At 58.6% G+C, this 23,576-nt stretch carries 21 protein-coding genes; 6 read left to right on the top strand and 15 right to left on the bottom strand.

Translation table 11 applies throughout. The features are described 5' to 3' along the window. Positions 1-44: 44 nt before the first annotated feature. From recC to rppH, 9 genes are all read right to left on the bottom strand, one after another. Entirely contained in the window at positions 45-3,422 is a 3,378-nt protein-coding gene (gene recC / locus CKF42_RS13355) for an exodeoxyribonuclease V subunit gamma (RefSeq protein WP_111208385.1), read from the bottom strand. A 101-nt stretch (positions 3,423-3,523) separates the two neighbouring features. Beyond that, positions 3,524-3,763 carry a prepilin-type N-terminal cleavage/methylation domain-containing protein gene (locus tag CKF42_RS13350; RefSeq protein ID WP_033736452.1) on the bottom strand — a complete coding sequence of 80 codons (240 nt, stop codon included), beginning with the start codon at positions 3,761-3,763 and terminating at the stop codon, positions 3,524-3,526. A 46-nt stretch (positions 3,764-3,809) separates the two neighbouring features. After that, a complete protein-coding gene (locus CKF42_RS13345) occupies positions 3,810-4,214 on the bottom strand; it encodes a DUF2509 family protein (protein ID WP_111208384.1) in 405 nt (134 codons plus the stop codon). Further along, complete coding sequence (locus CKF42_RS13340; RefSeq protein WP_199559876.1) at positions 4,211-4,738, bottom strand: prepilin peptidase-dependent protein; 528 nt, start codon at positions 4,736-4,738, stop codon at positions 4,211-4,213. The genes CKF42_RS13345 and CKF42_RS13340 overlap by 4 nt, the downstream gene beginning before the upstream one ends. Next, positions 4,735-5,205 carry a prepilin-type N-terminal cleavage/methylation domain-containing protein gene (locus tag CKF42_RS13335; protein WP_111208382.1) on the bottom strand — a complete coding sequence of 157 codons (471 nt, stop codon included), beginning with the start codon at positions 5,203-5,205 and terminating at the stop codon, positions 4,735-4,737. The genes CKF42_RS13340 and CKF42_RS13335 overlap by 4 nt, the downstream gene beginning before the upstream one ends. A 188-nt stretch (positions 5,206-5,393) precedes the next feature. Further along, positions 5,394-6,188 (bottom strand): thymidylate synthase, encoded by a 795-nt coding sequence (gene thyA, locus CKF42_RS13330; protein WP_111208381.1) that lies wholly within the window; start codon positions 6,186-6,188, stop codon positions 5,394-5,396. Next, positions 6,185-7,066, bottom strand: coding sequence for a prolipoprotein diacylglyceryl transferase (gene lgt / locus CKF42_RS13325; RefSeq protein ID WP_009087037.1), 882 nt, complete (start codon positions 7,064-7,066; stop codon positions 6,185-6,187). The genes thyA and lgt overlap by 4 nt, the downstream gene beginning before the upstream one ends. A 191-nt stretch (positions 7,067-7,257) precedes the next feature. Next, a complete protein-coding gene (gene ptsP, locus CKF42_RS13320; protein ID WP_111208380.1) occupies positions 7,258-9,504 on the bottom strand; it encodes a phosphoenolpyruvate--protein phosphotransferase in 2,247 nt (748 codons plus the stop codon). Positions 9,505-9,516: 12 nt separating this feature from the next. Continuing rightward, positions 9,517-10,044, bottom strand: coding sequence for an RNA pyrophosphohydrolase (gene rppH, locus CKF42_RS13315; RefSeq protein ID WP_009087042.1), 528 nt, complete (start codon positions 10,042-10,044; stop codon positions 9,517-9,519). A gap of 684 nt (positions 10,045-10,728) precedes the next feature. On the opposite strand from rppH, the gene mutH reads away from it, so the two are divergent. The 4 genes from mutH (at position 10,729) to CKF42_RS13290 (ending at position 13,745) form a co-directional block, all read left to right on the top strand. Beyond that, positions 10,729-11,406, top strand: coding sequence for a DNA mismatch repair endonuclease MutH (gene mutH, locus CKF42_RS13305; RefSeq protein ID WP_058958022.1), 678 nt, complete (start codon positions 10,729-10,731; stop codon positions 11,404-11,406). A gap of 99 nt (positions 11,407-11,505) precedes the next feature. Continuing rightward, complete coding sequence (locus tag CKF42_RS13300) at positions 11,506-12,216, top strand: TerC family protein (protein WP_046102486.1); 711 nt, start codon at positions 11,506-11,508, stop codon at positions 12,214-12,216. Between the two features lie 118 nt (positions 12,217-12,334). After that, complete coding sequence (locus tag CKF42_RS13295; protein WP_009087047.1) at positions 12,335-12,553, top strand: YgdI/YgdR family lipoprotein; 219 nt, start codon at positions 12,335-12,337, stop codon at positions 12,551-12,553. A gap of 151 nt (positions 12,554-12,704) precedes the next feature. Then, positions 12,705-13,745: an NADP(H)-dependent aldo-keto reductase gene (locus CKF42_RS13290; RefSeq protein ID WP_111208379.1), complete on the top strand. Its 1,041-nt coding sequence runs from the start codon at positions 12,705-12,707 to the stop codon at positions 13,743-13,745. Between the two features lie 38 nt (positions 13,746-13,783). Here CKF42_RS13290 and CKF42_RS13285 read toward each other — a convergent pair whose 3' ends face one another. Then, the gene (locus CKF42_RS13285) at positions 13,784-14,233 is read right to left on the bottom strand and encodes a GNAT family N-acetyltransferase (protein ID WP_111208378.1); all 450 of its coding nucleotides are present in this window, start codon (positions 14,231-14,233) and stop codon (positions 13,784-13,786) included. A 70-nt stretch (positions 14,234-14,303) separates the two neighbouring features. After that, the gene (gene lysA, locus CKF42_RS13280; RefSeq protein WP_111208377.1) at positions 14,304-15,563 is read right to left on the bottom strand and encodes a diaminopimelate decarboxylase; all 1,260 of its coding nucleotides are present in this window, start codon (positions 15,561-15,563) and stop codon (positions 14,304-14,306) included. A gap of 102 nt (positions 15,564-15,665) precedes the next feature. Between lysA and CKF42_RS13275 the strand changes: the two genes are divergently transcribed. After that, complete coding sequence (locus CKF42_RS13275; RefSeq protein WP_009087056.1) at positions 15,666-16,586, top strand: LysR family transcriptional regulator; 921 nt, start codon at positions 15,666-15,668, stop codon at positions 16,584-16,586. On the opposite strand, the gene CKF42_RS13270 is transcribed toward CKF42_RS13275, so the two are convergent. Next, positions 16,583-17,746: an MFS transporter gene (locus CKF42_RS13270; protein ID WP_111208376.1), complete on the bottom strand. Its 1,164-nt coding sequence runs from the start codon at positions 17,744-17,746 to the stop codon at positions 16,583-16,585. The genes CKF42_RS13275 and CKF42_RS13270 overlap by 4 nt on opposite strands. Before the next feature lie 349 nt (positions 17,747-18,095). On the opposite strand from CKF42_RS13270, the gene CKF42_RS13265 reads away from it, so the two are divergent. Continuing rightward, positions 18,096-18,722, top strand: a complete 627-nt coding sequence (locus CKF42_RS13265) for a serine protease (protein WP_111208375.1) — start codon at positions 18,096-18,098, stop codon at positions 18,720-18,722. Positions 18,723-18,984: 262 nt separating this feature from the next. Here CKF42_RS13265 and lysS read toward each other — a convergent pair whose 3' ends face one another. The 3 genes from lysS to recJ all read right to left on the bottom strand — a co-directional run bounded on the left by lysS (position 18,985) and on the right by recJ (position 23,574). Continuing rightward, a complete protein-coding gene (lysS, locus tag CKF42_RS13260) occupies positions 18,985-20,505 on the bottom strand; it encodes a lysine--tRNA ligase (protein ID WP_009087062.1) in 1,521 nt (506 codons plus the stop codon). Between the two features lie 9 nt (positions 20,506-20,514). Continuing rightward, positions 20,515-21,613, bottom strand: a protein-coding gene (gene prfB / locus CKF42_RS13255) for a peptide chain release factor 2 (protein ID WP_111208374.1) whose coding sequence is annotated in 2 segments (ribosomal slippage) — positions 20,515-21,537 and positions 21,539-21,613 — 1,098 coding nt in all. Because the reading frame shifts where the segments join, the coding sequence is not laid out codon by codon here. Between the two features lie 224 nt (positions 21,614-21,837). Then, complete coding sequence (recJ, locus tag CKF42_RS13250) at positions 21,838-23,574, bottom strand: single-stranded-DNA-specific exonuclease RecJ (protein ID WP_111208373.1); 1,737 nt, start codon at positions 23,572-23,574, stop codon at positions 21,838-21,840. Positions 23,575-23,576: the final 2 nt, after the last annotated feature.

Below are 23,576 nucleotides of genomic sequence, written 5' to 3'. Positions count from 1 at the left end.
AATTTCTGTGTGTGTAGTCAGTCTGCAAAATGCGATCTGACCTGCTATTCATCATCCTGATGTGCGGCCAGCACCGGCAAATACCAGCGCTGCGCCGCCTCAGTGATCTGCTGCAGTTGCGCCTCATCCAGCACGCGGCAGAGCCGCTGCAGATAGGGGTCGCTGCCCTCTCCCTCCACCTGGTAGCTGCCAGACCAGGCCGTCAGCAGGCGATTGCGCGCCTTCAGCTGCGTGGCTTCATCCGTGAGTAACTGCTGGCTCTTTTTGTCGTAGCTGGCGGTCAGCCACGCACCGCCACTTTTGCTGAGCAGCATCAGCGGCTGACGCAACCCGTCGAGGTAACCGGCGATATAGTCATTCAGGGCGGCCATCGCCTCTGACTGCGGCACGGCAGGAAAACACCAGCGGCTCTGCTGGCGGCCATACATACGGCTGCTGCCGGTGCCGCCCAGCGCGCAGTAAATCAGATGCTCCAGCCAGAGCAGCAGGCCATCGTTCATGTTGAGGACGCCAGGCCGCCAGCGCAGGAGCCCGTCGCTCTGCACCTGCGTCAGCCAGCCGGTTAAGCTGACCTGCTCCAGTTGCAGATTCACTTCCCAGCTCTCGCCGTCGCTGCGCTGGTTCACCACTTCCGCCGCCACTTCCTGCATCTCATCACGCTGCGCCTGCCAGAAGAGTTCGCCAAATGCGCCGTAGGGCAGATTACCGGCGGCGCGATGGTGCGCATAGAGCCGCTGGGTATCCTCGCCTTCGACCAGGGCATTCAGCAACTGGGCATTGATCTGGTAACGCTCCAGGTTGTCGAGCGCAAAAGGTTCGCTGTCGGGCAGCTCATCCTCCTCCAGCCAGAAGCTCACGCCGAGACGCTGGTGGAACCAGGCGCGAACCGGGTGCCGCCAGAAGCGCAGAAAGGCCTCTAAGGTGAGTGCATCGATGTCCGGGGCCGTCAGCGGCTGGACAAATTCGGGTTGCGGCTGCCCCGCCCCCTGGGCGGCAGGCAGCCACTCGCGGGCGAAGCTCTGCAGTCTGGCGGCAGGCTGGAAGTTCTCAGCGGCAAACGGCATCCTGCTGTTGAGGTGCTGCAGATGCGCCCGCACCCGTCCGGCACTCTCATCCAGCTCCAGATGACCATCCCCCTCCAGGTAAAAACTCTGTCCGATGTAATCCAGCAGTTCTGTGACCAGCACCGAGGGATAGCGTTCCGTATTATCCTGAATCGCCCGGCCGATATAGCTGATGTAGAGCTGCTGCTGAGCGGAGAGCATCGCCTCAAGAAACAGGTAACGGTCATCATCACGGCGGCTGCGGTCGCCTTTACGGGACTGCTGCTGCATCAGATCAAAGCCTAACGGCGCAAGCGTGCGCGGATAGACGCCGTCGTTCATTCCCAGCAGACAGACCAGCTGGAACGGTATTGAACGCATCGGCATCAGGGTACAAAAGTTGATCTGCCCGGCCAGAAAGCGCTGGCTGATGCGCTGCTGATCGAGCCGGCTGCGCAGGTCGTCGCGCAGCAGCGCCACCGGGATCGCCTCCTCAAACCGCGCATCCATTCCGTACTGAATCAGTTGCTGCCACTGCTCTTCCACCAGCAGTAAAGCGGCCTCGGTTTCCGCGTCAGGCGTGAAGAAGGCGTTCAGCAGTTCCCGGCACATCGGCAGCCACTCCGCCAGCGGGCGGGGTTCCGCCAGCCGCTCACGCCAGTGATTCAGCCGCGCGAGCAGCTCAGCCAGATGGCCCGCCAGCTCCCCCACCAAACCACTCGACTCGTCATAAGGCAGAATCCCCTCCCAGTCGCCGTTGTGGCTCTCCATCGCATAACCCAGCAGCATACGCTGCAGGCCAAAGCGCCAGGTGTGCTGGCCGGTAATCGGCAGTGAGAGGGCTTCAACGCTGGCATCATCCAGCCCCCAGCGAACGCCTGACTCGCTGACCCAGCGCCGCAGCAAACGCAGGCCGCTTTCATCAATGGCGAAGTGGGACGCCAGCGCCGGCACATCCAGCAGCGCCAGCACATCTTCTGAGACAAAACGGCTGTCCGGCAGCGCCAGCAGATGCAGAAACGCCACGATGGCCGGATGCGCCTGACTGGCCCGCCGGTCTGAAATCGCAAAAGGCAGATAGCGATCGGCGGGCGCATTGGCGAACACGGCCTGAATGAACGGTGCGTAAGCGTCGATGTCGGCCACCATGACAATAATGTCGCGTGCTTTCAGCGTCGGATCAGCCTCCATCATCGCCAGCAGATGATCCTGCAGTACCTCAACTTCGCGCTGCGCACTGTGGCAGACCTGCACCACGATCGAACGATCCGCCGGATCGAGGAGGCGCTTGCGATCGCTGTGCGCCAGTTCCGCCGCGTTCAGCCCGATGATGGCACTGTCCTGCAGATTGAGAAGATCGTACTGCATGCAGTACAGCAGGTTGTCCGGCTCTACATCCACAAAGGCATCGATGTCGTCGCTGGCATCCATCTGGCTGAGCAGAAAGAGGTTGTCACGCCCCAGCTTGCCCCATGAGGCCAGCAGCGGATTCGTCAGTTGCTGTTCACCGGCTTCGTTAAACAGCTGCGGCGCCTGCTCTGCGTCCCGGAACAGTCCACGCGCCGCCTCAGCGTCATGGCGGCGGCGCTGACGGCTTTGCAGCTTCGCCAGGAAGGCGTAGTCCTGAATATCGCCCCAGTAGTCGCGGCAGGGATTGGTAAACAGCAGGTGGATGTCGATGTGACGTCCCAGCGCCTGTAGCGCCTGCAGATAGATCGGCGGCAGTGCGGAGATACCACAGATAAAGACCCGCCTGGGCAGGTTTTCCGGCGTGCTCTTCGCCTGCTCCAGCGTGCGGATAAATCGCGCATAGAGATTCGCGCGGTGCCATTCCGGCTGTCGCAGCGTGCGTGTGTAGCTCACCAGATCGCGCCACAGGGCGGCCTGCCAGCGCTGCGCTTCGCCCAGCCCGTCGATACTTTCGCCGCGCTCCCAGCTGTTGAGCCAGTCAGCGCGATAGACCAGATACTGGTCAAACAGATCCGCCACACGGGAGCTGAGCTGAAACAGTTTGCGCTTGTCGCCGTCGTCATGGAGATAGTGACGTAAGGAGGTGAACTCCTCCTGCTCCAGCATCACCGGCAGCCGATGCATCAGCTTCCAGCTCATGCTGGCCTTGCTGAAGGCACTCTCTACCGGGATGTCGGGCAGCACGCGCACGAACATCTCCCAGATAAAACTGGCGGGCAGCGGAAATTCGATGTTGGCTGCAATGCCAAAGGTCTGCGCCAGCTCCATCTGCAGCCACTGCGCCATACCCGGACTCTGCACCAGTATCATTTCTGACGCGAAAGGGTCATCAAGAGGATCATGTTTAATCACCGCAGCCGCGAGAATCTTCAGCACATCGAGCTGATTTGAGTGATAGACGTGAAACATGACAACTCCTGTGGTAACTCAGAACATGACTGCGGTATTGCGGCCCTGTCACTTTACCGCGTATCGCTGTTGAAACCCATCAAAAGGGCGTCCCGCAGGCATTAACATCGCAGTCGGCTCAGGGAGGCATGACGCCCGAAGGGACCGGTGACGTCGGCCCGTTCCAGCATGCAGCCCGCGGGCCCCGGCTGCTGTTGCAGCGTGGATTGCCAGCCCGCAACTTCATGCCCCGCCAGGCGCTGTTCAGCGACGTACCAGGCCTCCTGCTGCGCCCACTGCTGACTGAATCCCCGCGCCAGAGCGCGATGATAGTGCAATAGCGTGCTGCTGCTTAATGCCATTAACAACAGAGCAAATAACACCTCTGGCAGGGAGAAGCCTGCGCCTTTACAGACAGGCGGCGGGAGGGGTGAGCGGGCAGTAGTCAATCCAGCCGTGCGGCAACGCACGGATCTGATTGTCCCGTAACCGGACCCACTGCCATACCGCCATGCCGCTGCCGCTGGCTTCCCCTTTAAGCAGACCTTCATCTTTTTCACTCCGTTGCAGGCAGCTGATCCAGCCCTGATGCGCCTCCTGCTGACAGCCTGAATCCGCATGTGCTGACCAGCTCAGCGTTAAGCCCCATTGCAGCGCAGACTGCGCCCGCCAGAAAGCCTGGATAAACTGCTGTTCATCCGCCAGCACGCGCATACCCTGCTCTGACAGCCTGCGGCTGGCGTGCAGCGCCACGCTGCCCATCACCATGATCATCAGAACCATGCCCAGCGCGCTGCTGCCTCGCTGCTTCACAGGTTCTCTCCTTCTACCCAGCGCTCTGTCATTTCGTGCCAGCGTCCGGCCCGCCCCTGCAGCGTGATCCTGATCTGTCCGCCCTGTCGGCTGACGCTGAACTGCTCCACGCGCATAAACGCGGGGTCGGAGAGCCGCTCCCAGCCCGCAGAGTGACACTGGTCCACGCCCCGCTGCATCTCCAGTTGCTGCTGTCGCAGGCGATAGCCGTAATAGTCACTTTCGGCATGGCCGACCCCTTCCCACTTTCCATTGCTGTTTTCATCCCAGCGCAGCAGCAGGCAGTTCTCATGCAGAGTGAGTGCGCCACTGCCGCACTCGCCGTGACAGTAACCGGCACGCCGCACCGCCTTTTCCAGGGTAGCCATCATCTGCTGTAACTCCTGACGCAGTTGTGCCCGCTGCAGCATCCCGGCGTTCTCTGTCAGCAGCCGCGGCAGAAGCCGCCCGGCACTCAGCATCACAACCGCGCTGATGGCCAGGGCGACCAGCATCTCCGGCAGGCTGAATCCGGCGACTTTCAACGGCAGTTCTCCTCATCGTTAAGGCAAAGACGGATACGGGCTCTGGCGGAGATAATCAGCCAGATGCGCCCGGCAGCATTGCCCAGCTCAATGCTGCCCGCCCTGGCGACATTACGACGGCCATAGAAGCCCGGTTCACCACGCAGCCCGTACAGCGTTACCCCGGCATGGGGAGCGATGAAATGGAGCCGTTTTCCCCCTTCACAACCGGCCGCAGGCAGGCGGCCTGCCCCGATACACCAGGGCGTACCCGGCTGCGACCACAGGATCAGGTCACGGTTTTGCCGGTTGGCCTGCGCACGCAGCCGCAACAGGAAGCCCTGCAGTTGCTGTGCGCTGTCGCGCAGTTGCTGCCGCTGTTGCCAGCGCCGCCAGCCATGCAGTGCGGCAAGGCTCAGCATGCCGGCAATCACCATCACCAGCAGCAGCTCCGGCAGGGTAAAACCCCGAACGTTTGCACTTTTCATGGCATCAGACTGGCGGGAATGAGCGGGTGAGACAAGGCGCAGCGTCACGGGCTGGAGAGGCTGTCGCAGAGAACCGGCGTGACAGACAGGCAATCTCAGGAAGCGTGCGCGCGATGCCGCAGATGTTCCGGACAACAGGCAAAAAAAAGCCCCGGCGGAGTGCGCCAGGGCTTGATGTTTATCGCGGGTCAGATGGCGACGGGGGCTTTGATCGCAGGATGCGGATCGTAGCCTTCAATCTCAAAATCGTCGAACTGATAGTCAAACAGTGACGCCGGTTTGCGTTTGATAACAAGCTTCGGCAGCGGACGCGGCTCACGGGTCAGCTGCAGATGCGCCTGCTCCAGATGATTGCTGTAGAGGTGCGTGTCACCGCCGGTCCAGACGAAGTCACCCACCTCCAGATCGCACTGCTGCGCCACCATATGCACCAGCAGCGCATAGCTGGCGATATTAAACGGCAGGCCCAGGAAGATGTCGCACGAACGCTGATAGAGCTGGCAGGAGAGCTTGCCGTTCGCCACATAGAACTGGAAGAAAGCATGGCAGGGTGCCAGCGCCATCTGGCTCAGTTCGCCGACGTTCCAGGCTGAAACGATGAGCCGGCGTGAGTCGGGATCGCGCTTCAGCTGCTCCATCACCTGGCTTAACTGGTCAATTTCCTGACCGCTGGCCGTTCCCCAGCTGCGCCACTGTTTGCCATACACCGGGCCGAGATCGCCCTGCTCATCGGCCCACTCATCCCAGATGGAGACCTTGTTATCTTTCAGATAACCGATGTTGGTGTCCCCTTTCAGGAACCACAGCAGCTCATGAATGATTGAGCGGATGTGGCATTTCTTGGTGGTGACCAGCGGAAAACCATCCTGCAGATTGAAACGCATCTGGTGACCAAAAATTGAAAGCGTACCGGTGCCGGTACGGTCAGCTTTTGGCGTGCCTTCGTTCAGCACATGCTGCATCAAATCCAGATACTGTTTCATTTTTCCTCGCGAAATTGTGGCTGCGGGCGACGACGATACGCCCAGATCATCATAATTATACCGGCAATAATCATCGGCACAGAGAGGATCTGTCCCATACTGATACCGCCTTCAAACAGGCCCAGCTGAGCATCCGGCTGGCGGAAGAACTCAACGATAATGCGGAATGCGCCATAGCCGATCAGGAACAGGCCAGACACGCTGCCCATCGGACGGGGTTTACGGATAAACAGGTTCAGGATGATGAACAGCACTACGCCTTCCAGCGCCAGCTCATACAGCTGCGACGCATGACGTGGCAGCACGCCGTAGGTGTTGAGCAGCGCCTGATATTGCGGATTGGTGGCGGCCAGTGCCACATCTTCGCTGCGGGAGCCGGGGAACAGCATCGCATAGCGGAAGTTCGGATCGACACGACCCCAGAGTTCGCCGTTGATGAAGTTACCGAGACGCCCGGCACCCAGACCAAACGGGATCAGCGGTGCAATAAAGTCGGAAACCTGGAAGAAATTACGTTTAGTCCGGCGGGCAAAAATCAGCATCACCACAATCACCCCGATCAGGCCACCGTGGAATGACATGCCGCCATCCCAGACTTTGAACAGATAGAGGGGATTTTCCAGGAAAAGCGGCAGGTTGTAGAACAGCACATATCCAATACGTCCACCCAGGAAGACGCCCAGGAAACCCGCGTAAAGCAGGTTCTCAACTTCCTCTTTTTTCCAGCCGCTGCCAGGCTTGTTAGCACGGCGTACCGCCAGCCACATGGCGAAAACAAAGCCCACCAGATACATCAGACCGTACCAGTGAAGCGAAACCGGTCCAATCGAGAAGATCACCGGATCGAACTGCGGAAATGCAATATAGCCGTTATTCATCTTTCACCGTCTATTTTTCTACCCTGAAAAGGGGCGTTGTCAGGCACATAAATTAAGGCTGCGCATCATAGCACAGCCGGTTTTTTGAATTGTCGTGCAAATGTAAACACGAATAACGCGCAGAGGCAGAACGTGAAGAGCGTGAGCTCCCGTCCGGGACAGGACGAAAATTCAGCCTGTCAGGATGGCGCTTAGCGCCCGCCGCGAATCAGGCCACCCAGGCCGCGCCGCTCCATAAAGGCCGACACCAGATGGCGCACTTCGGTGGCGGTATGCGCATTCATTCCCTGCTCGCTGAGCTTCTGCGTTTCTTCGTGATCCAGATGACGCAGCAGATATTTCACCCGCGGAACATTTTTTCCGTTCATGCTGAGATGGCGATACCCCAGCCCGACCAGCAGCGCCACGCACATCGGATCGCCAGCCATTTCACCACACAAACACAGTTCAAGATTCGCGAGACGGGCTTCCTGCGCGATGGCATTCAGCGCGCGCAGCATCGCCGGATGCAGCGAGTCGTACAGGTTCGCGACGCGGGTATTGTTGCGGTCTACCGCCAGCAGATACTGCGTCAGGTCGTTGGTGCCGACCGAGATAAAATCGATCCGCGACGCCAGATGCGGGATCATAAACAGCATGGAAGGCACTTCGATCATCACCCCAATGCGCGGCGCGGGGATCGGGTAGCCCAGCATCTCCTCCACTTCGCGACCGGCGCGATCGATCAGCCGTTTCGCGTCGTCGATCTCGTCGATATGACTGATCATCGGCAGCAGAATGCTGAGATTGCCGGATGCCGCATTGGCGCGGAGCATGGCACGCACCTGCACCAGAAAAATTTCTGGCTGATCGAGCGTCAGGCGGATGCCGCGCCAGCCCAGGCAGGGGTTCTCTTCACTGATCGGCATATAGGGCAGCTGCTTATCCGCCCCGACGTCCAGCGTTCGCAGCGTGACCGGCTTGTTGTGAAACAGCTGCAGCATGCCCTGATACTGCGCCACCTGCTCCTCTTCCGACGGGAAACCGTTCTGCAGCATAAACGGAATTTCGGTGCGATAGAGCCCGATGCCATCCACCCAGCTGCCGAGCGCCTGCTCATGCTCCGGGCTTAATCCGGCATTGAGCATCACCTGCACCCGCTCGCCACTTTTCAGTTCGCCCGGCTGATCGACAACCCCTTCCGCCATCCTGCTCAGCGCATTCTCTTCGCTGATCAGGCGCTGATACTCCTGCACCAGCACCGGCTCCGGATCGATCAGCAGCTCACCGCGATAGCCATCGACAATCAGCAGACGTTTGTTGAGCTGATGCGGCTGGATATCCGCGCCCATCACGGTCGGGATCCCCATCGCCCGGGTCAGGATCGCCGCATGGGAGTTGGCTGCACCATCCCGCACCACCACGCCTGCCAGCCGCTCCTGCGGCAGCTCAGCCAGCGTCGTTGCGGTCAGCTCATCGGCCACCAGTACGAAGCGTTCCGGCCAGGCGTTGGTGCCGACCAGCGAGTCATCAAGGTGAAACAGCAGACGCTGGCCCAGCACCCGCAGATCGCCTGCGCGTTCACGCAGATAGTTATCCGTCAGGCTGGCGAACTGCTTAGCAAACTTCTCGATCACCTGTCTGACCGCCCACTCGGCGACCGATCCGCGTTCGATCTCATCGAACAGATCTTTCTTCAGCCGGGCATCGGTCAGCAGGTGGGAGTAGAGATCGAAAATGGCCGCGCTCTCTTTCTGTGCGCTGGCGCTGAACCGTTTACTGAAGCGGCGAAATTCACTTGCGGCTTCGGTCATGGCGATCGACAGTCGCTCGCGCTCACGCTGCACATCCAGCGTGGAGGCGGCGGAAACCTGATCGAGCAGCGGCTGCGTCTCATCGACCCAACCTGGTGCCACCGCCACGCCAGGCGCGGCCGCAATCGCGCGCACCCGCGTCTGCCGGAACTGACCAAACAGCTGGCCCATCTGAGACTGCGACAGCAACGCCGCCATCTGGGTCGCCAGGGTGACCAGAAACGACTCTTCGCTTTCATCAAACTGACGATGTTCGCGCTGCTGCACCACCAGCACGCCAAGAAGCTGACGGCGGCTGATAATGGGCACGCCGAGGAAGGAGCGATAGCGCTCCTCTTTCACTGCGGGAATATATTTGAAGCTGGGGTGGCTCTGGGCGTCCGCAAGGTTAATCGGCTCGGCCAGACGGCCCACTAAACCGACGATCCCCTCGTCAAACGCCAGCGTCACAGTGCGGCCACGCGGTTTTTTGAGTCCGCGCGTCGCCATCAGGTAATAGCAGCGACGATCGTGGTCGGCGAGGTAAACGGAACAGACTTCCGTTTCCATCGCCAGACAGATCTCATTGACCAGAATGTCGAGTGCTTCATTGAGACGCGGCGCACTCGCCACTTTTTCTACAATTTCGCGCAACTGAGTGAGCATAAAGGGCGTGGCCTATCCTCTCTTACGTCGATGGGCAGGATTGTTTCGCTGCCCCGCACTCTCCTGCATAGACATCACCACGCCAGCGAATTCCTTCATCACCCGGCGGTAGACGTCGCGTTTAAAGGAGACAACCTGACGCACCGGATACCAGAAACTGACCCAGCGCCAGCCATCGAACTCCGGCGTGCTGCTGTGCTGCACATTGATATCCGCGTCATTACACATTAACTGCAGAAGAAACCACTTTTGTTTCTGGCCGATACATACCGGCTTTGTGTCCCAACGCACCAAACGTTTTGGCAACTTGTAACGCAGCCAGTTACGGGTAGAGGCAAGTATTCGGACATCTTTCCGGTGCAATCCGACCTCTTCAAACAGTTCGCGATACATCGCCTGTTCTGCGGTTTCACCGGGATTGATGCCTCCCTGAGGAAATTGCCAGGAGTGCTGTCCAAAGCGCCTGGCCCATAACACTTGTCCCTGCCGGTTACAGATTACGATACCAACATTCGGGCGGTAGCCATCATCATCGATCACCGGACTACCTCAAAGCAAAATTTGAATAAGCTGATTGTTTCACACTCCTTACAGGCGGTAAACCACTGGATTCATGGGGGGTTGCGCCGTCTCTGTCGGGATAACTCACAGAAAATGGTAAAGTTATGAACAGTAATCAGAAAAATGATCGATCTTATTCACCTTTTCTGTGGATAGCTTTGTGCAGAACACGGGAGTTAACTGAATAACCTTTTCAGCGCACTCTGAACCGCTGAAAAGAGGCCGCATTTTATGCCGTTGATTTAAAACATAATAACTTTAATTTCGCCACGTTAATGCGTTTCCTGGCAGGCGGATAAATTCACGCCCGCTGACAATCGGTTAAAATATCACCACACCGCTTTTTATCCACAGAGAATCGCTCAGGGTTAGGCCAGAGCGACGAAATTATGGTCAGATCGTGAAAAGTCAAGGCTGTAAATGGAACCAGTACCGCATCGGGAAGGGGGTTATCCCATTTTTCTGTGGATAACCGGGCTGGAGATCCTGTTCATTGTTGCGGGTAAGCCGGGATAACCCTGGCAGCCTGAGGGCGACATCCTGCGGATCCACTAAAAAAAGCACGATCTATCATGTTATTATCGAAGCCCGATAGGGTTTATTTCAGCCGCACAGGTAACCCTCCTTTTATTGTTCAAATTTTAACCAGTAAGAGTTATCAACATGAGTCACCCGCCAGGCCCGCCTGAAAATGAAGCCAGCCTGCTGGCCCGGGCGCAGGAGTTAGCCGGATTAACACTGGAAACGCTGGCCGCTCGCGCCGGGCTGCCTATGCCTGCCGATCTTAAACGCGATAAAGGCTGGGTCGGGATGCTGCTGGAGTGGCATCTGGGCGCCAGCGCAGGCAGCAAAGCGGAGCAGGACTTTGCCCATCTGGGTATCGAACTGAAAACCATTCCGATTGATGCACAGGGCAAACCGCTGGAAACCACCTTTGTCTGCGTCGCCCCCCTGACCGGCAACAGCGGCGTGACCTGGTCGAACAGCCACGTGCGGCATAAGCTGGCGCGGGTGTTATGGATCCCGGTGGAAGGCGAGCGTGAGATTCCACTGCGGCATCGCCGTGTCGGCGCGCCGCTGTTGTGGAGCCCGGATGCAGAGGAGGAGGAGATGCTGCGTCAGGACTGGGAGGAGCTGATGGATATGATCGTGCTGGGTCGCGTTGAGCAGATCACCGCCCGGCATGGCGCCTGGCTGCAGATTCGACCCAAGGCCGCCAACAGTAAAGCGCTGACGGAGGGCATTGGCGATCAGGGCCAGCCGATCATGACCCTGCCGCGCGGTTTCTATCTGAAGAAAAGTTTCACCGGCCCCCTGCTGGCGCGTCATTTTCTCCTCTGAACTCCACCGCCCTGGCGGAAATGTCGCAATTTTGTGGGTGATCGGCGCAGCCATTGCGTATAATCGCCGTTTACTTTTCGTTTAGGATTGAATGTCGGTATGTTTGAGTGGATTTCCGATCCCAACGCCTGGCTGGCGCTGGGCACCCTGACCATCCTTGAGGTGGTGCTGGGTATTGATAACATCATTTTCCTGTCACTGGTGGTCGCGAAACTGCCTAAACACCAGCAGGCCAGCGCCCGTCGCATTGGCCTGATGGGCGCAATGCTGATGCGTCTGGCCTTACTGGCCTCAATCGCGTGGGTTGCCCGTCTGACTAATCCGCTGTTTACGCTGCTGGATCACCCCTTCTCGGCGCGCGATCTGATCCTGCTGTTCGGTGGCCTTTTCCTGCTGTGGAAATCGAGCATGGAGATCCATGAAACGATTGAAGGCGGCGAAGGGGAACACAATACCCGCGTTCACTCCTTCCTCGGCGCGATTGTGCAGATCATGATGCTCGACATTATTTTCAGCCTGGACTCCGTTATCACCGCCATCGGCCTCTCCGATCATCTCTTCATTATGATGGCGGCAGTCGTGATCGCGGTGCTGCTGATGATGTTCGCGGCGCGGGTTATCGGTGAGTTTGTCGATCGCCATCCGTCAGTGAAAATGCTGGCCCTCTCTTTCCTGATTCTGGTCGGTTTTACCCTGATTCTGGAGAGTTTTGCGGTCCACGTACCAAAAGGTTACATCTATTTCGCCATGTTCTTCTCAATGGCGGTTGAGTGCCTTAACCTGATGCGCAGTAAGAAAAAGCCCGCCTGATAAAGTCAAGGGCGAGCCTGCTCGCCCGGATATTTTCAGAATTCTGCGATTAATCCTGCCGGCAAAACCATTTATTACTACACTTTTTGCACTTGACGATTTGTGAGGGGAAGGCGTGATGAAAGGGCTGGCAGGATTAGCAGCGGTAGTGATAACCGCAGCGTTATTAAGCGGATGCAGTTCAGATTATGTGATGGCGACCAAAGATGGCCGCATGATTATGACCGAAGGCAAGCCGAGCATTGATAAAGAGACCGGCCTGGTGGAATACACCGATCAGTCAGGTCACGCAGTGCAGATTAACAGCGATGAGGTTTCAACGATCATTGAACGTTAAGTGCCTGATTTAATCATCTGCCACCCATTCTGCGCTGGCAGATGATTTCCCCGATTTTTCCCCCTTCCTTCCCCGCCATGGCTCGCGCTATAGTCCCTCAGGACGCAACATTCCATTCGCTCTATTCCCGATAAAGAAAAGGAAGCTGGCAATGCACTATCATCGTATTCCCCACAGCACGCTGGAAGTGAGTCAGCTGGGGTTGGGCACCATGACGTTCGGCGAACAGAACAGCGAAGCTGACGCGCATGCTCAACTGGATTTGGCTATCCGTTCCGGCATCAACTTTATTGATACTGCCGAGATGTATCCGGTGCCACCGCGCCCGGAAACTCAGGGTCTGACCGAACAATACATTGGCAGCTGGCTGAAACAGCGCGGCAGCCGCGACAAAATCATTCTGGCCAGTAAAGTCGCCGGCCCTTCCCGTGGCAACGATGCCTCAATCCGTCCGGACATGGCACTGGATCGCAAAAACATCCGTGCCGCCCTCGACGCCAGCCTGAAACGGCTGAACACCGACTATCTGGATCTCTACCAGCTGCACTGGCCGCAGCGCCAGACTAACTTTTTTGGCAAGCTCGGCTACCAGTACAGCGAAACCACCGCGCAGGTAACCCTGCTGGAGACGCTGGAGGCGCTGACCGAACAGGTGCGGGCAGGAAAGATTCGCTATATCGGGGTCTCGAACGAAACGGCGTGGGGAGTGATGCGCTATCTGCAACTGGCGGAGAAGCATGAGCTGCCGCGCATCGTCAGCATTCAGAACCCGTACAGTCTGCTGAACCGCAGTTTTGAAGTGGGTCTGGCCGAAATCAGCCAGCATGAGGGCGTTGAACTGCTCGCCTATTCGAGCCTGGCGTTTGGTACGCTGAGCGGTAAATATCTGAATGGCGCGCAGCCTGCGGGCGCACGCAACACCCTGTTCAGCCGCTTCACCCGCTACAGCGGTGAGCAGTCACAGCAGGCGATTGCTGAGTATGTGGCGCTGGCCCGACAGCATCAGATTGACCCGTCGCAGATGGCCCTCGCCTATGTGCGTCAGCAGCCGTTTGTCGCCAGCACGCTGCTGGGTGCCACCACCCTTGAGCAGCTGCAGACAAATATCGACAGCTTCAATCTGACCCTGAATGCCGGGATTCTGGAAGGGATTGAGGCGATTCACCGTCGTTTTACCTACCCGGCTCCCTGAGTGCGACTGCCAGCTGCCGCAGAGGCGGCTGGCTTCTCTCACAGCGTGCGGCAGTAGAGCGAGACAGGCTTGTCAGGATACTCTAGCGCCTCTCCCGCCGCCTGCCAGCCAAACCGTTCGTAATACCCTCTGAACGCCGACCAGAGCCACAAGCGTGGAAAGCCCCGCGCCTTTGCATAGCCGATAACGTGCTGCTGCAGCGCCTCGCTGACTCCTCTGCCGCGCGCCGATTCATCCACATAGAGCGCCGCCAGCCAGGGGAAGAGATCCTGACGACTGATCAGATCGCAGCGCCAGAATCCCACTGTACCGATCGCCCTGCCCGCTTCCACGGCCACAAAGGTGACGGGAAACTCTGCCCCCGTCAGGCTGCTGTTAACCACGCTGGCGAAGAACGCCCGGCTGCTGGCCTCACCGAATGCCCGCCACTGCCAGTCCGTAATCTGATCGGCAAAGTGGGGCGCGTCGCTGAGCAAGACAATCTCCATCTCCCGCTCTCCTCTGAAAAACGCTGACGCGGTAAGCCCGCCTACAGGCCGCCCGGTCGTACTGTATCGCTTATTCGCCAATCTCCAGTGCCAGCAACGACTGAATGGTCTGCGCACGGCGGATTTCGCGCGGCTGGCCCTGCTCAAACAGCACTTCCGGGATTAACGGACGGCTGTTGTAGTTTGAGGACATCGAGGCACCATAAGCGCCCGTGTCGTGAAACACGAGGTAGTCGCCGACGCTGGCCGCCGGGATCGCACGCGGTTCTACCATACCGCCTTCCAGCTGGGTAAAGACATCGCCCGACTCACACAGCGGCCCCGCGACGACGGTGTCGATCGTCTGCCGATCATCAATCGCCCGCTCATCACCCGCCATCAGCGAGATGTGGTGATAGCTGCCATACATGGAAGGACGCATCAGGTCACTGAAACCGGCATCGACCAGCACAAAGTGACGGCTGCCCATCGACTTGACCGCCCTCACCTGAGAGACCAGCACACCTGACTCAGCCACCAGGAAACGGCCCGGTTCAATCTCCAGCTTGACCGCGTGCCCCAGATGCTGAGCAATCCGCTGCCGGGCCGCATCCCACAGGCCGAAATAGTGATCGGTGTCGATCGCCTCTTCGCCAAAGCGATAAGGGATAGAGAGGCCGCCGCCTGCAGAGATTGCCGTCAAATCCTGACCGGACGCCATAACCAGTCCGACCATCGCATCGCAGACCTGCTGCAGGTGCGCATAATCGACGCCCGAACCGATATGCATATGGATGCCCACCAGCTGCAGGCCGTGCTGCTCAATGGCGGCCAGCGCCGCGGCTAAATCACCGTGCCAGATACCGTGCTTGCTGTTTTCGCCGCCGGTATTGGTTTTCTGGCTGTGACCATGACCAAAGCCAGGATTGACCCGCAGCCACACTGCGTGACCGGGTGAGACTGCGCCAAGCTGATGCAGCATATCGATTGAACCCGCGTTCACCGGAACCTTCAGCGCCGCAACCCGCTCCAGCGTCGGCTGGTCAAACAGATCGGCGGTAAAAACAATCTCATCGCCACCCGGCTGGTAGCCTGCCGCCAGCGCACGTTCGATTTCACCCAGCGAAACCGAATCCACTTTGACCCCCGCCGCCCGCATCAGGCGCAGGATATGAATATTTGAGCAGGCTTTCTGCGCAAAACGTATGACGTCAAACGCCTGCAGCTGCGCAATGCGCGCCTGAATAATCTGCGCGTCATAGGCCCAGAAAGGCCCGGCGTAACGGCGGGTCAGCGGCAGCAGATGAGCGGCGTTGAGGGCGGTTTCGGTACTCTGTAAGGAACGTGGCATAACAATTCTCCTGTGGCGATAGCTCCATTAAGCCAGAATCATGCCATAGCGAAAAATATCTGTTTTAATAGCATCTATGCAGAATGGATATAGGGTAGCGGCATGGCGAACATCAACTGGCGGCATATTGAAATTTTTCATGCGGTGATGACCAGTGGCAATCTGACTCAGGCCGCCACGCTGCTGCACACCTCTCAGCCGACGGTGAGCCGGGAGCTGGCGCGGCTGGAGCAGCAGCTGGGACTACAGCTGTTTGAACGGGTACGCGGCCGGCTGCAGCCGACGGTGCAGGGATTGCGCCTGTTTGAAGAGGTGCAGCGCTCCTGGTACGGTCTGGATCGCATCCGGGAAGCCGCAGAGGGACTTCGCCAGTTTCGTCAGGGCGAGCTGTCGATTGCCTGCCTGCCGGTTTTTTCTCAGTCGCTGCTGCCGCCGCTGTGCCAGCCCTTTTTAGCACGTTACCCCGACGTGAGCCTCAATGTGATCCCGCAGGAGTCGCCGCTGCTGGAGGAGTGGCTCTCAGCACAGCGCTACGATATCGGTTTAACCGAAACCCAGCACGCCCCGGCCGGTACCGATCGTCTCGCCCTGCTGACCTGTGATGAAGTGTGCGTTCTGCCACAGCACCATCCCCTGAGTCAGCGTGCCGTGCTGACGCCGCATGATTTCGCTGGCGAGCGGTATGTCAGCCTCTCGCGCAGCGACAGCTATCGTCAGCTGCTGGATGCGCTGTTTCAGGAGCAGGGGGTTGAACGGCGGCTGGTGATAGAGACGCACAGCGCAGCCTCGGTGTGCGCTATGGTCAGGGCGGGTACAGGCATTTCGATTGTTAATCCGCTGACGGCGCTGGATTACGCCGACAGCGGATTGGTAATGCGTAAGTTCAGCGTGGCAGTGCCGTTTACCGTCAGCCTGGTCAGGCCGCGGCACCGACCCGCCTCAGCGCTGGTCGATGCCTTTGTCAGCCATCTGCAGGAGCAGGTGACCGCCTTTCCGGCACGTATCGCCGCCCGACTGGCTTAGGCGCGGACGCTGGCAGCCGGGCGGCCTGGTTTGCGGAAGGTCATCAGGCAGACCAGCAGGCCGATGAGCGCCAGCGCAGCCGCCGCGACCGGCACCGCCGTCAGGCCATAACCGCGACCGATGACCGCACCGCCGACCCAGGCACCCAGCGCATTGCCCACGTTAAAGGCCGCAATGTTCAGGGTGGAGACCAGATTAGGAGCCTCTTTACCGTGACGGACCACGTTGATCTGCAGGCCCGGTACCGTGGCGAAGGTGGCCATCGCCCACAGGAACAGGGTAATCTCCGCCAGCCACAGCGCGTGGCTGGTCCAGCTGAAGAGCAGAGAGAAGATGGCGATCAGCGAAAAACTGAGGATCAGGCTGAATGAGACTTTCCAGTCCGCCAGTTTGCCGCCAAGGATATTCCCCACCGTCAGGCCCGCACCAATCAGGAACAGCGTCCAGCTGACGCCGCGGTCGCTGATCCCGGTGATCTCTAACAGCAGAGGCGCGATGTAGCTGAACAGCGCAAACATCGCCGCCGCGAAGCAGACCGTCATCAGCAGAGAGAGCCACAGTTTTCCGTTAGCCAGCGCGCCAATTTCACTCGCCAGATGAACCGGCTTCTCCTGTTTGTTTGTCGGCAGGCTGACAATCAGGGCGATAAAGGCCAGCACACCGATCACCGCCACACCCCAGAACGTGGCCCGCCAGCCAAACATCTGACCGAAGCTGGTGCCCAGCGGCACGCCCAGCACGTTAGCCAGGGTCAGCCCGGTAAACATCAGGGCGACAGCGGAGGCCTGACGTCCGGCTGGCACCAGACTGGCGGCGACGACCGCACCGATACCGAAGAAGGCCCCGTGACAGAGCGCGGTGACGATTCGTGCCAGCATCAGCAGGTTGTAGTTGTACGCCAGCGCGCAGAGCAGGTTGCCGACAATAAAGATCACCATCAGCAGAATCAGCGTTTTTTTACGCGGCAGTCTGGCGGTGAGCAGCGCCATAATCGGCGCACCGATCGCCACGCCCAGCGCATAGCCGCTGATCAGCCAGCCCGCCGACGGAATGGAAACCTGAAGGTCGCGCGCCACGTCAGGCAGCAATCCCATGATGACAAATTCGGTGGTTCCGATGGCGAACGCACTCAACGCCAGCGCCAGTAATGCAACAGGCATAACACTCTCCCAGTCTTATTTGCAGGTGAACCACGCGAACACGCAGCCCCTCGACGCTTATTAAAATTTGATCTGCGTCACAGTGAGTATTACAGCACAGCCCGGATAAGCGACATAGCCTGCGAAGCGCAAAGGATTATTGCCGTTGCCGCAATAATCCTCGCCTCCTGATGCTCTCTCTCGCTATGTGAGGGGCAGAGGCTGCCCTGTCTGTATCGCGTCAGGTTGCCATTTCCCGTTAACCGGTTACCTTTTTTATATGTGATTCATTAATTATTCCGCAACGTTGCCGATATATCCCTAATCAATTGCCAGGTGTAGTTATCAACTTCTGACGCAGGGAGAGAGAATGCAACGACTCATAGCCTTGATGGTCTTTGCTCTGACCGGCTGCTCGGTTGGTCATTATGAGTACAGTAAAGAAGCTGAAAAGCGGGTTGATATGACCGTGACCGGCATTCCGACCATACTGGGTATCGGCACGCTCGGCACCACCATCCCGCTGACGCCGGAGTACAGCCTGACCGCTGCCCATGTGGCGAAGTTTTCGCTTTATCGGGTCAAAGCCTGGCATCCGCAATGCGACCTGGCGGTGGTCTACCACAAAAACAGCGAAGTAAACCTGCCTCCCAGCTTCCGCAACAGCCATATCGGCGACAGGGTGAACCTCTACGGCTACAGCTTTATTTCGGCGATGCCGGTCAGTTCCAGCGGGCAGAACCTGATCAATACCACGCTGGCGAACAGCTGGAACAAGCCAGACTGCGTCGTGGTAGCGGCGAATGCGGGAGTAGTAAAAGGCATGTCAGGCGGTGCGGTTTATAACGCCTCTGACGATACGCTGGCGGGGGTGATTGTGGGCTACAGCAATAACATCGATGATAATGTCACCGGTAAGACGCTCTACAAGAACGTTGCGCTCTATGTGCCCTATTCACGCTTTCAGACCTGGCTGGATCAGGCGATTAAATCCTGATATCTGCTGAAATTACTGACAACAGCTGGCCCGTTTCGCTATAAGACGGTGCAGGCTCAGGGAGCAGGGTCAGATCGGAAAGACGCAAAAGCCGTCATCCCTGACCGCTCGGCCCGCGCCCTCCCTGGCGCGAGACGCTTTCCTCTTCTGACCCTGCTCCCTGCGCGCTGAGTTTATCTGTTGCTGTCAGACACATGCTGATTCGGCGTTGGCAGCATAAAAAAGGCCGGGATTTCCCGGCCTTTTCTGTTAACAGTCAAACTTACTTGCTGCCCGGGCGCAGTGCCGGGAACAGAATGACGTCACGGATGGTGTGGCTGTTGGTAAACAGCATCACCATACGGTCGATACCGATACCCAGACCGGCGGTTGGCGGCAGACCATGTTCCAGTGCGGTAACGTAATCTTCGTCATAGAACATCGCTTCGTCGTCACCGGCATCTTTGGCATTCACCTGCTGCAGGAAACGCTCAGCCTGATCTTCCGCATCGTTCAGCTCCGAGAAGCCGTTACCGATTTCACGACCGCCAATGAAGAACTCAAAGCGATCCGTGATTTCCGGGTTCTCGTCGTTACGACGGGCCAGCGGCGACACTTCTGCCGGGTATTCGGTGATGAAGGTTGGCTGAATCAGATTCGCCTCTGCCGTCTCTTCGAAAATCTCCGTTACGACACGGCCCAGACCCCAGCTCTTCTCAACTTTGATGTGCAGTGATTGCGCAATCGCCACCGCTTTATCAAAGTCTTCCAGATCGGCCAGATCGGTTTCAGGACGATACTTTTTGATCGCTTCGCGCATGGTCAGTTTTTCAAACGGCTTACCGAAATCAAACTCCTGCTCACCGTAAGGCACCACCGTGCTGCCCAGCACATCCTGCGCCAGCGTACGGAACAGGCTCTCGGTCAGCTCGATCAGATCTTTGTAATCCGCGTAGGCCATATAGAGTTCCATCATGGTGAACTCTGGGTTATGACGTGGCGAAATCCCTTCGTTACGGAAGTTACGGTTGATCTCGAACACGCGATCGAATCCACCCACCACCAGACGCTTCAGGTAAAGCTCCGGGGCAATACGCAGATACATGTCGATATCCAGCGCATTGTGATGGGTGATGAAAGGACGCGCAGACGCGCCGCCCGGGATCACCTGCATCATTGGCGTTTCCACTTCCATAAAGTCGCGGCTCACCATGAACTGACGAATGCCGGCCATGATCTGCGAACGAATGCGGAAGGTATTGCGCGACTCATCGTTGGCGATGAGATCGAGATAGCGCTGACGGTAACGGGTTTCCTGGTCGGCCAGGCCGTGGAACTTGTCCGGCAACGGACGCAGGGCTTTGGTCAGCAGGCGCAGTTCAGAACAGTGAATCGACAGTTCGCCGGTTTTGGTTTTAAACAGCTTGCCGCGCGCGCCGAGGATATCGCCAAGATCCCACTTTTTGAACTGCTCGTTGTAGATCCCTTCCGCCAGGTCATCACGCGAAACGTACAGCTGAATGCGGCCACCCACATCCTGCAGGGTCACAAAAGAGGCTTTACCCATGATGCGACGGGTCATCATACGACCCGCAACACTCACTTCGATGCCGAGATCTTCAAGCTCTTCGTTGCTCTTCTCGCCATAGCTGGCGTGCAGCTGGTCAGAGAGGCTGTCACGACGGAAATCGTTAGGAAACGCCACGCCATTTGCACGCAGCACGCTCAGCTTTTCGCGACGCGTTTTCAGTTCGTTATTTAACTCAACGGCGGCGTCAGCGCTCTGCGGTTGTTGTTCAGACATGTCGGTTCCTTATAACCCTGCTTTTAAACTAGCTTCAATGAATCGATCCAGATCGCCGTCCAGTACCGCCTGGGTGTTACGCGTCTCTACGCCGGTGCGCAGATCTTTGATGCGGGCATCATCAAGCACGTAAGAACGGATCTGACTTCCCCAGCCGATGTCAGACTTGTTGTCTTCCAGCGCCTGTTTCTCAGCATTTTTCTTCTGCATCTCAAGCTCGTACAGCTTCGCCTTCATCTGCTTCATCGCCTGATCTTTGTTCTTGTGCTGAGAACGGTCGTTCTGACACTGAGTCACCGTTCCGGTCGGAATGTGGGTAATACGCACCGCAGATTCCGTCCGGTTAACGTGCTGACCGCCCGCGCCCGATGCGCGATAGACGTCAATACGCAGATCCGCCGGGTTGATGTCGATATCAATATCGTCATCCACTTCCGGGTAAATAAAGGCGGAGCTGAATGAGGTGTGACGACGGCCGCCGGAGTCGAACGGGCTCTTACGCACCAGGCGATGGACGCCGGTTTCCGTGCGCAGCCAGCCAAAGGCGTAGTCGCCTGACACGCGAATGGTCACGGATTTGATGCCCGCGACTTCACCTTCAGACTCTTCGATAATTTCGGTTTTGAAGCCTTTTGCTTCGGCCCAACGCAGATACATACGCATCAGCATGCTGGCCCAATCCTGCGCTTCGGTGCCGCCGGAACCGGCCTGCAGATCGATGTAGCAGTCAGCGCTGTCATACTCGCCGGAGAACATGCGGCGGAACTCCAGTTCGCCCAGCTTGCCCTCAAGCACGTCCAGCTCGGCAACCGCTTCGTTGAAAGTCTCTTCGTCTTCCGCTTCGACGGCCAGCTCCAGCAGACCCTGCACATCTTCCAGGCCCTGCGCCATCTGATCCAGCGTCTGCACGATTGCTTCCAGCGAGGCGCGCTCTTTGCCCAGCGCCTGAGCACGCTCAGGTTCGTTCCAGACATCGGGCTGTTCCAGCTCGGCGTTTACTTCTTCGAGGCGTTCTTTCTTGGCATCGTAGTCAAAGATACCCCCGAAGAACGTCGCTGCGCTCACTGAGGTCCTGAATACGGTTTTTGACCGGGTTGATTTCAAACATGGCTTTAGCGTCTTTCTTATGTTCGATGGGACAGGAAATTTAACGCACAAGTTTACCCGAAACTGGCGGCAGTTTGTAGCGTTGAGACAAGGGGATGCGGGAACGGCGTGACGCGCCGCATTTTCTTCCCGGCTGATGGCGCTGTGGCCCCGTCAGAGGAGACAACGGGAGGCAGTCAGGCATGCGCGCCTGCCATCATCGCAGAGGCACAAACCTGACAGAACCTAGTTCAGCGGCCAGAGATGGTCGATGATCAGCTGTACCGAGCGGTTACCGCGATACTCGTTGATATCCAGCTTATAAGCCAGTTCGACCTGACGCACGCTGCTGTCAGGCCACAGTGTGGTATCGACATTAAAGGCGATACCGTCGATCAGCGGGCCGCCGTCGAGCGGTTCGACCATCACTTTCAGATGCCGCTCGCCCACCAGCCGCTGTTGCAGCAGCTTAAACCGGCCGTCGAAGGCCGGTTCCGGGAACGCCTGGCCCCAGGGGCCCGCCTCACGCAGCATCTCAGCCGTCTGCAGCGAAAAATCCTGCGGTTGCAGCGCACCGTCAGACCAGATGATGCCCTGCAGCGATTCGCCATCCAGCCACTCACCGACCAGGTCGGCAAAGCGCTGACGGAACTCCTCGTAGCGGTCCGTTTCCAGCGATAAGCCTGCCGCCATCGCGTGGCCACCAAACTTCAGCATCAGGCCGGGGTTCAGGGTATCCAGCCGCTCCAGCGCATCACGCAGATGCAGACCGGCAATCGAACGTCCTGAGCCTTTCAGCGTGCCATCGCCCGCGGGCGCGAAGGCAATGACCGGACGATGAAAACGCTCTTTCAGTCGTGAGGCCAGAATGCCGACGACGCCCTGATGCCACTCAGGATGATAGAAGGCCAGTCCCAGCGGCAGATCGCGCTGCTCACGCTCCAGCGCCTGACACAGCGCCAGCGCCTCGCTCTGCATGCCCTGCTCGATCTCTTTTCGCGTCTGGTTGAGTGCGTCCAGCTCACTGGCTAACATCCGCGCCTGACTCAGGTCATCAGTCATCAGCAGCGCCACGCCCACCGACATGTCGTCGAGCCGCCCCGCGGCATTAAGCCGTGGCCCCAGCGCAAAACCGAGATCGCTGGCCGCCAGCTGACGCGCATCGCGATTCGCAATCTCCAGCAGCGCCCGGATGCCTGGCCGGCATTTTCCGGCCCGGATACGGCTCAGCCCCTGCCATACCAGAATACGGTTGTTAACGTCGAGCGGCACCACATCGGCGACCGTGCCGAGCGCCACCAGGTCCAGCATCCCGGCCAGATTTGGCTCGGCGCGGGTAACGCCGAACCAGCCCTGGGTGCGCAGATGGGCGCGCAGCGCCAGCATCAGATAGAACGCAACGCCAACGCCCGCCAGCGCCCGTGAAGGAAAGTCGCAGTCGGGCAGGTTAGGATTTACGATCGCCTCAGCGGCCGGTAAGGTCTCGCCCGGCAGGTGATGGTCGGTGATCAGCACCGGAATGCCGTGCTGATGCGCGTACTCCACCCCGGCGTGGGAGGAGATGCCGTTATCTACCGTCAGGATCATGGCGGCGCCCCGTGCACGCGCCTGCTCCACCACTTCCGGGCTGAGGCCATACCCATCTTCAAAGCGATTCGGCACCAGATACTGCACGTTATTGCCGCCCATACTGCGCAGCGCCATCACCGTCAGCGCGGTACTGGTCGCGCCATCGGCATCAAAGTCGCCGACCACCATGATACGACGGCCATCCAGCAGCGCCTGATGCAGCAGCGCAACGGCGCTCTCAATCCCGCTTAAGGACTGAAACGGCAGCAGATTTTTTGCACCGCGCTCCAGCTCTGCGGCATCGCGCACACCGCGGTGCAGATAGAGTCGCTTCAGCAGCGGCGGCAGGGTCGCCGGCAGCGCATCGTCTACCGTCACCTCACGGCGACGGAGTTCCACATCCTGTTTTACCACCG

It is taken from the genome of Pantoea sp. ARC270, assembly GCF_003236725.1.
Classification (GTDB): domain Bacteria; phylum Pseudomonadota; class Gammaproteobacteria; order Enterobacterales; family Enterobacteriaceae; genus Pantoea; species Pantoea anthophila.
The sequence above is the reverse complement of the archived record's forward strand: the minus strand, read 5'-3'. Positions and strand labels throughout refer to the sequence as shown.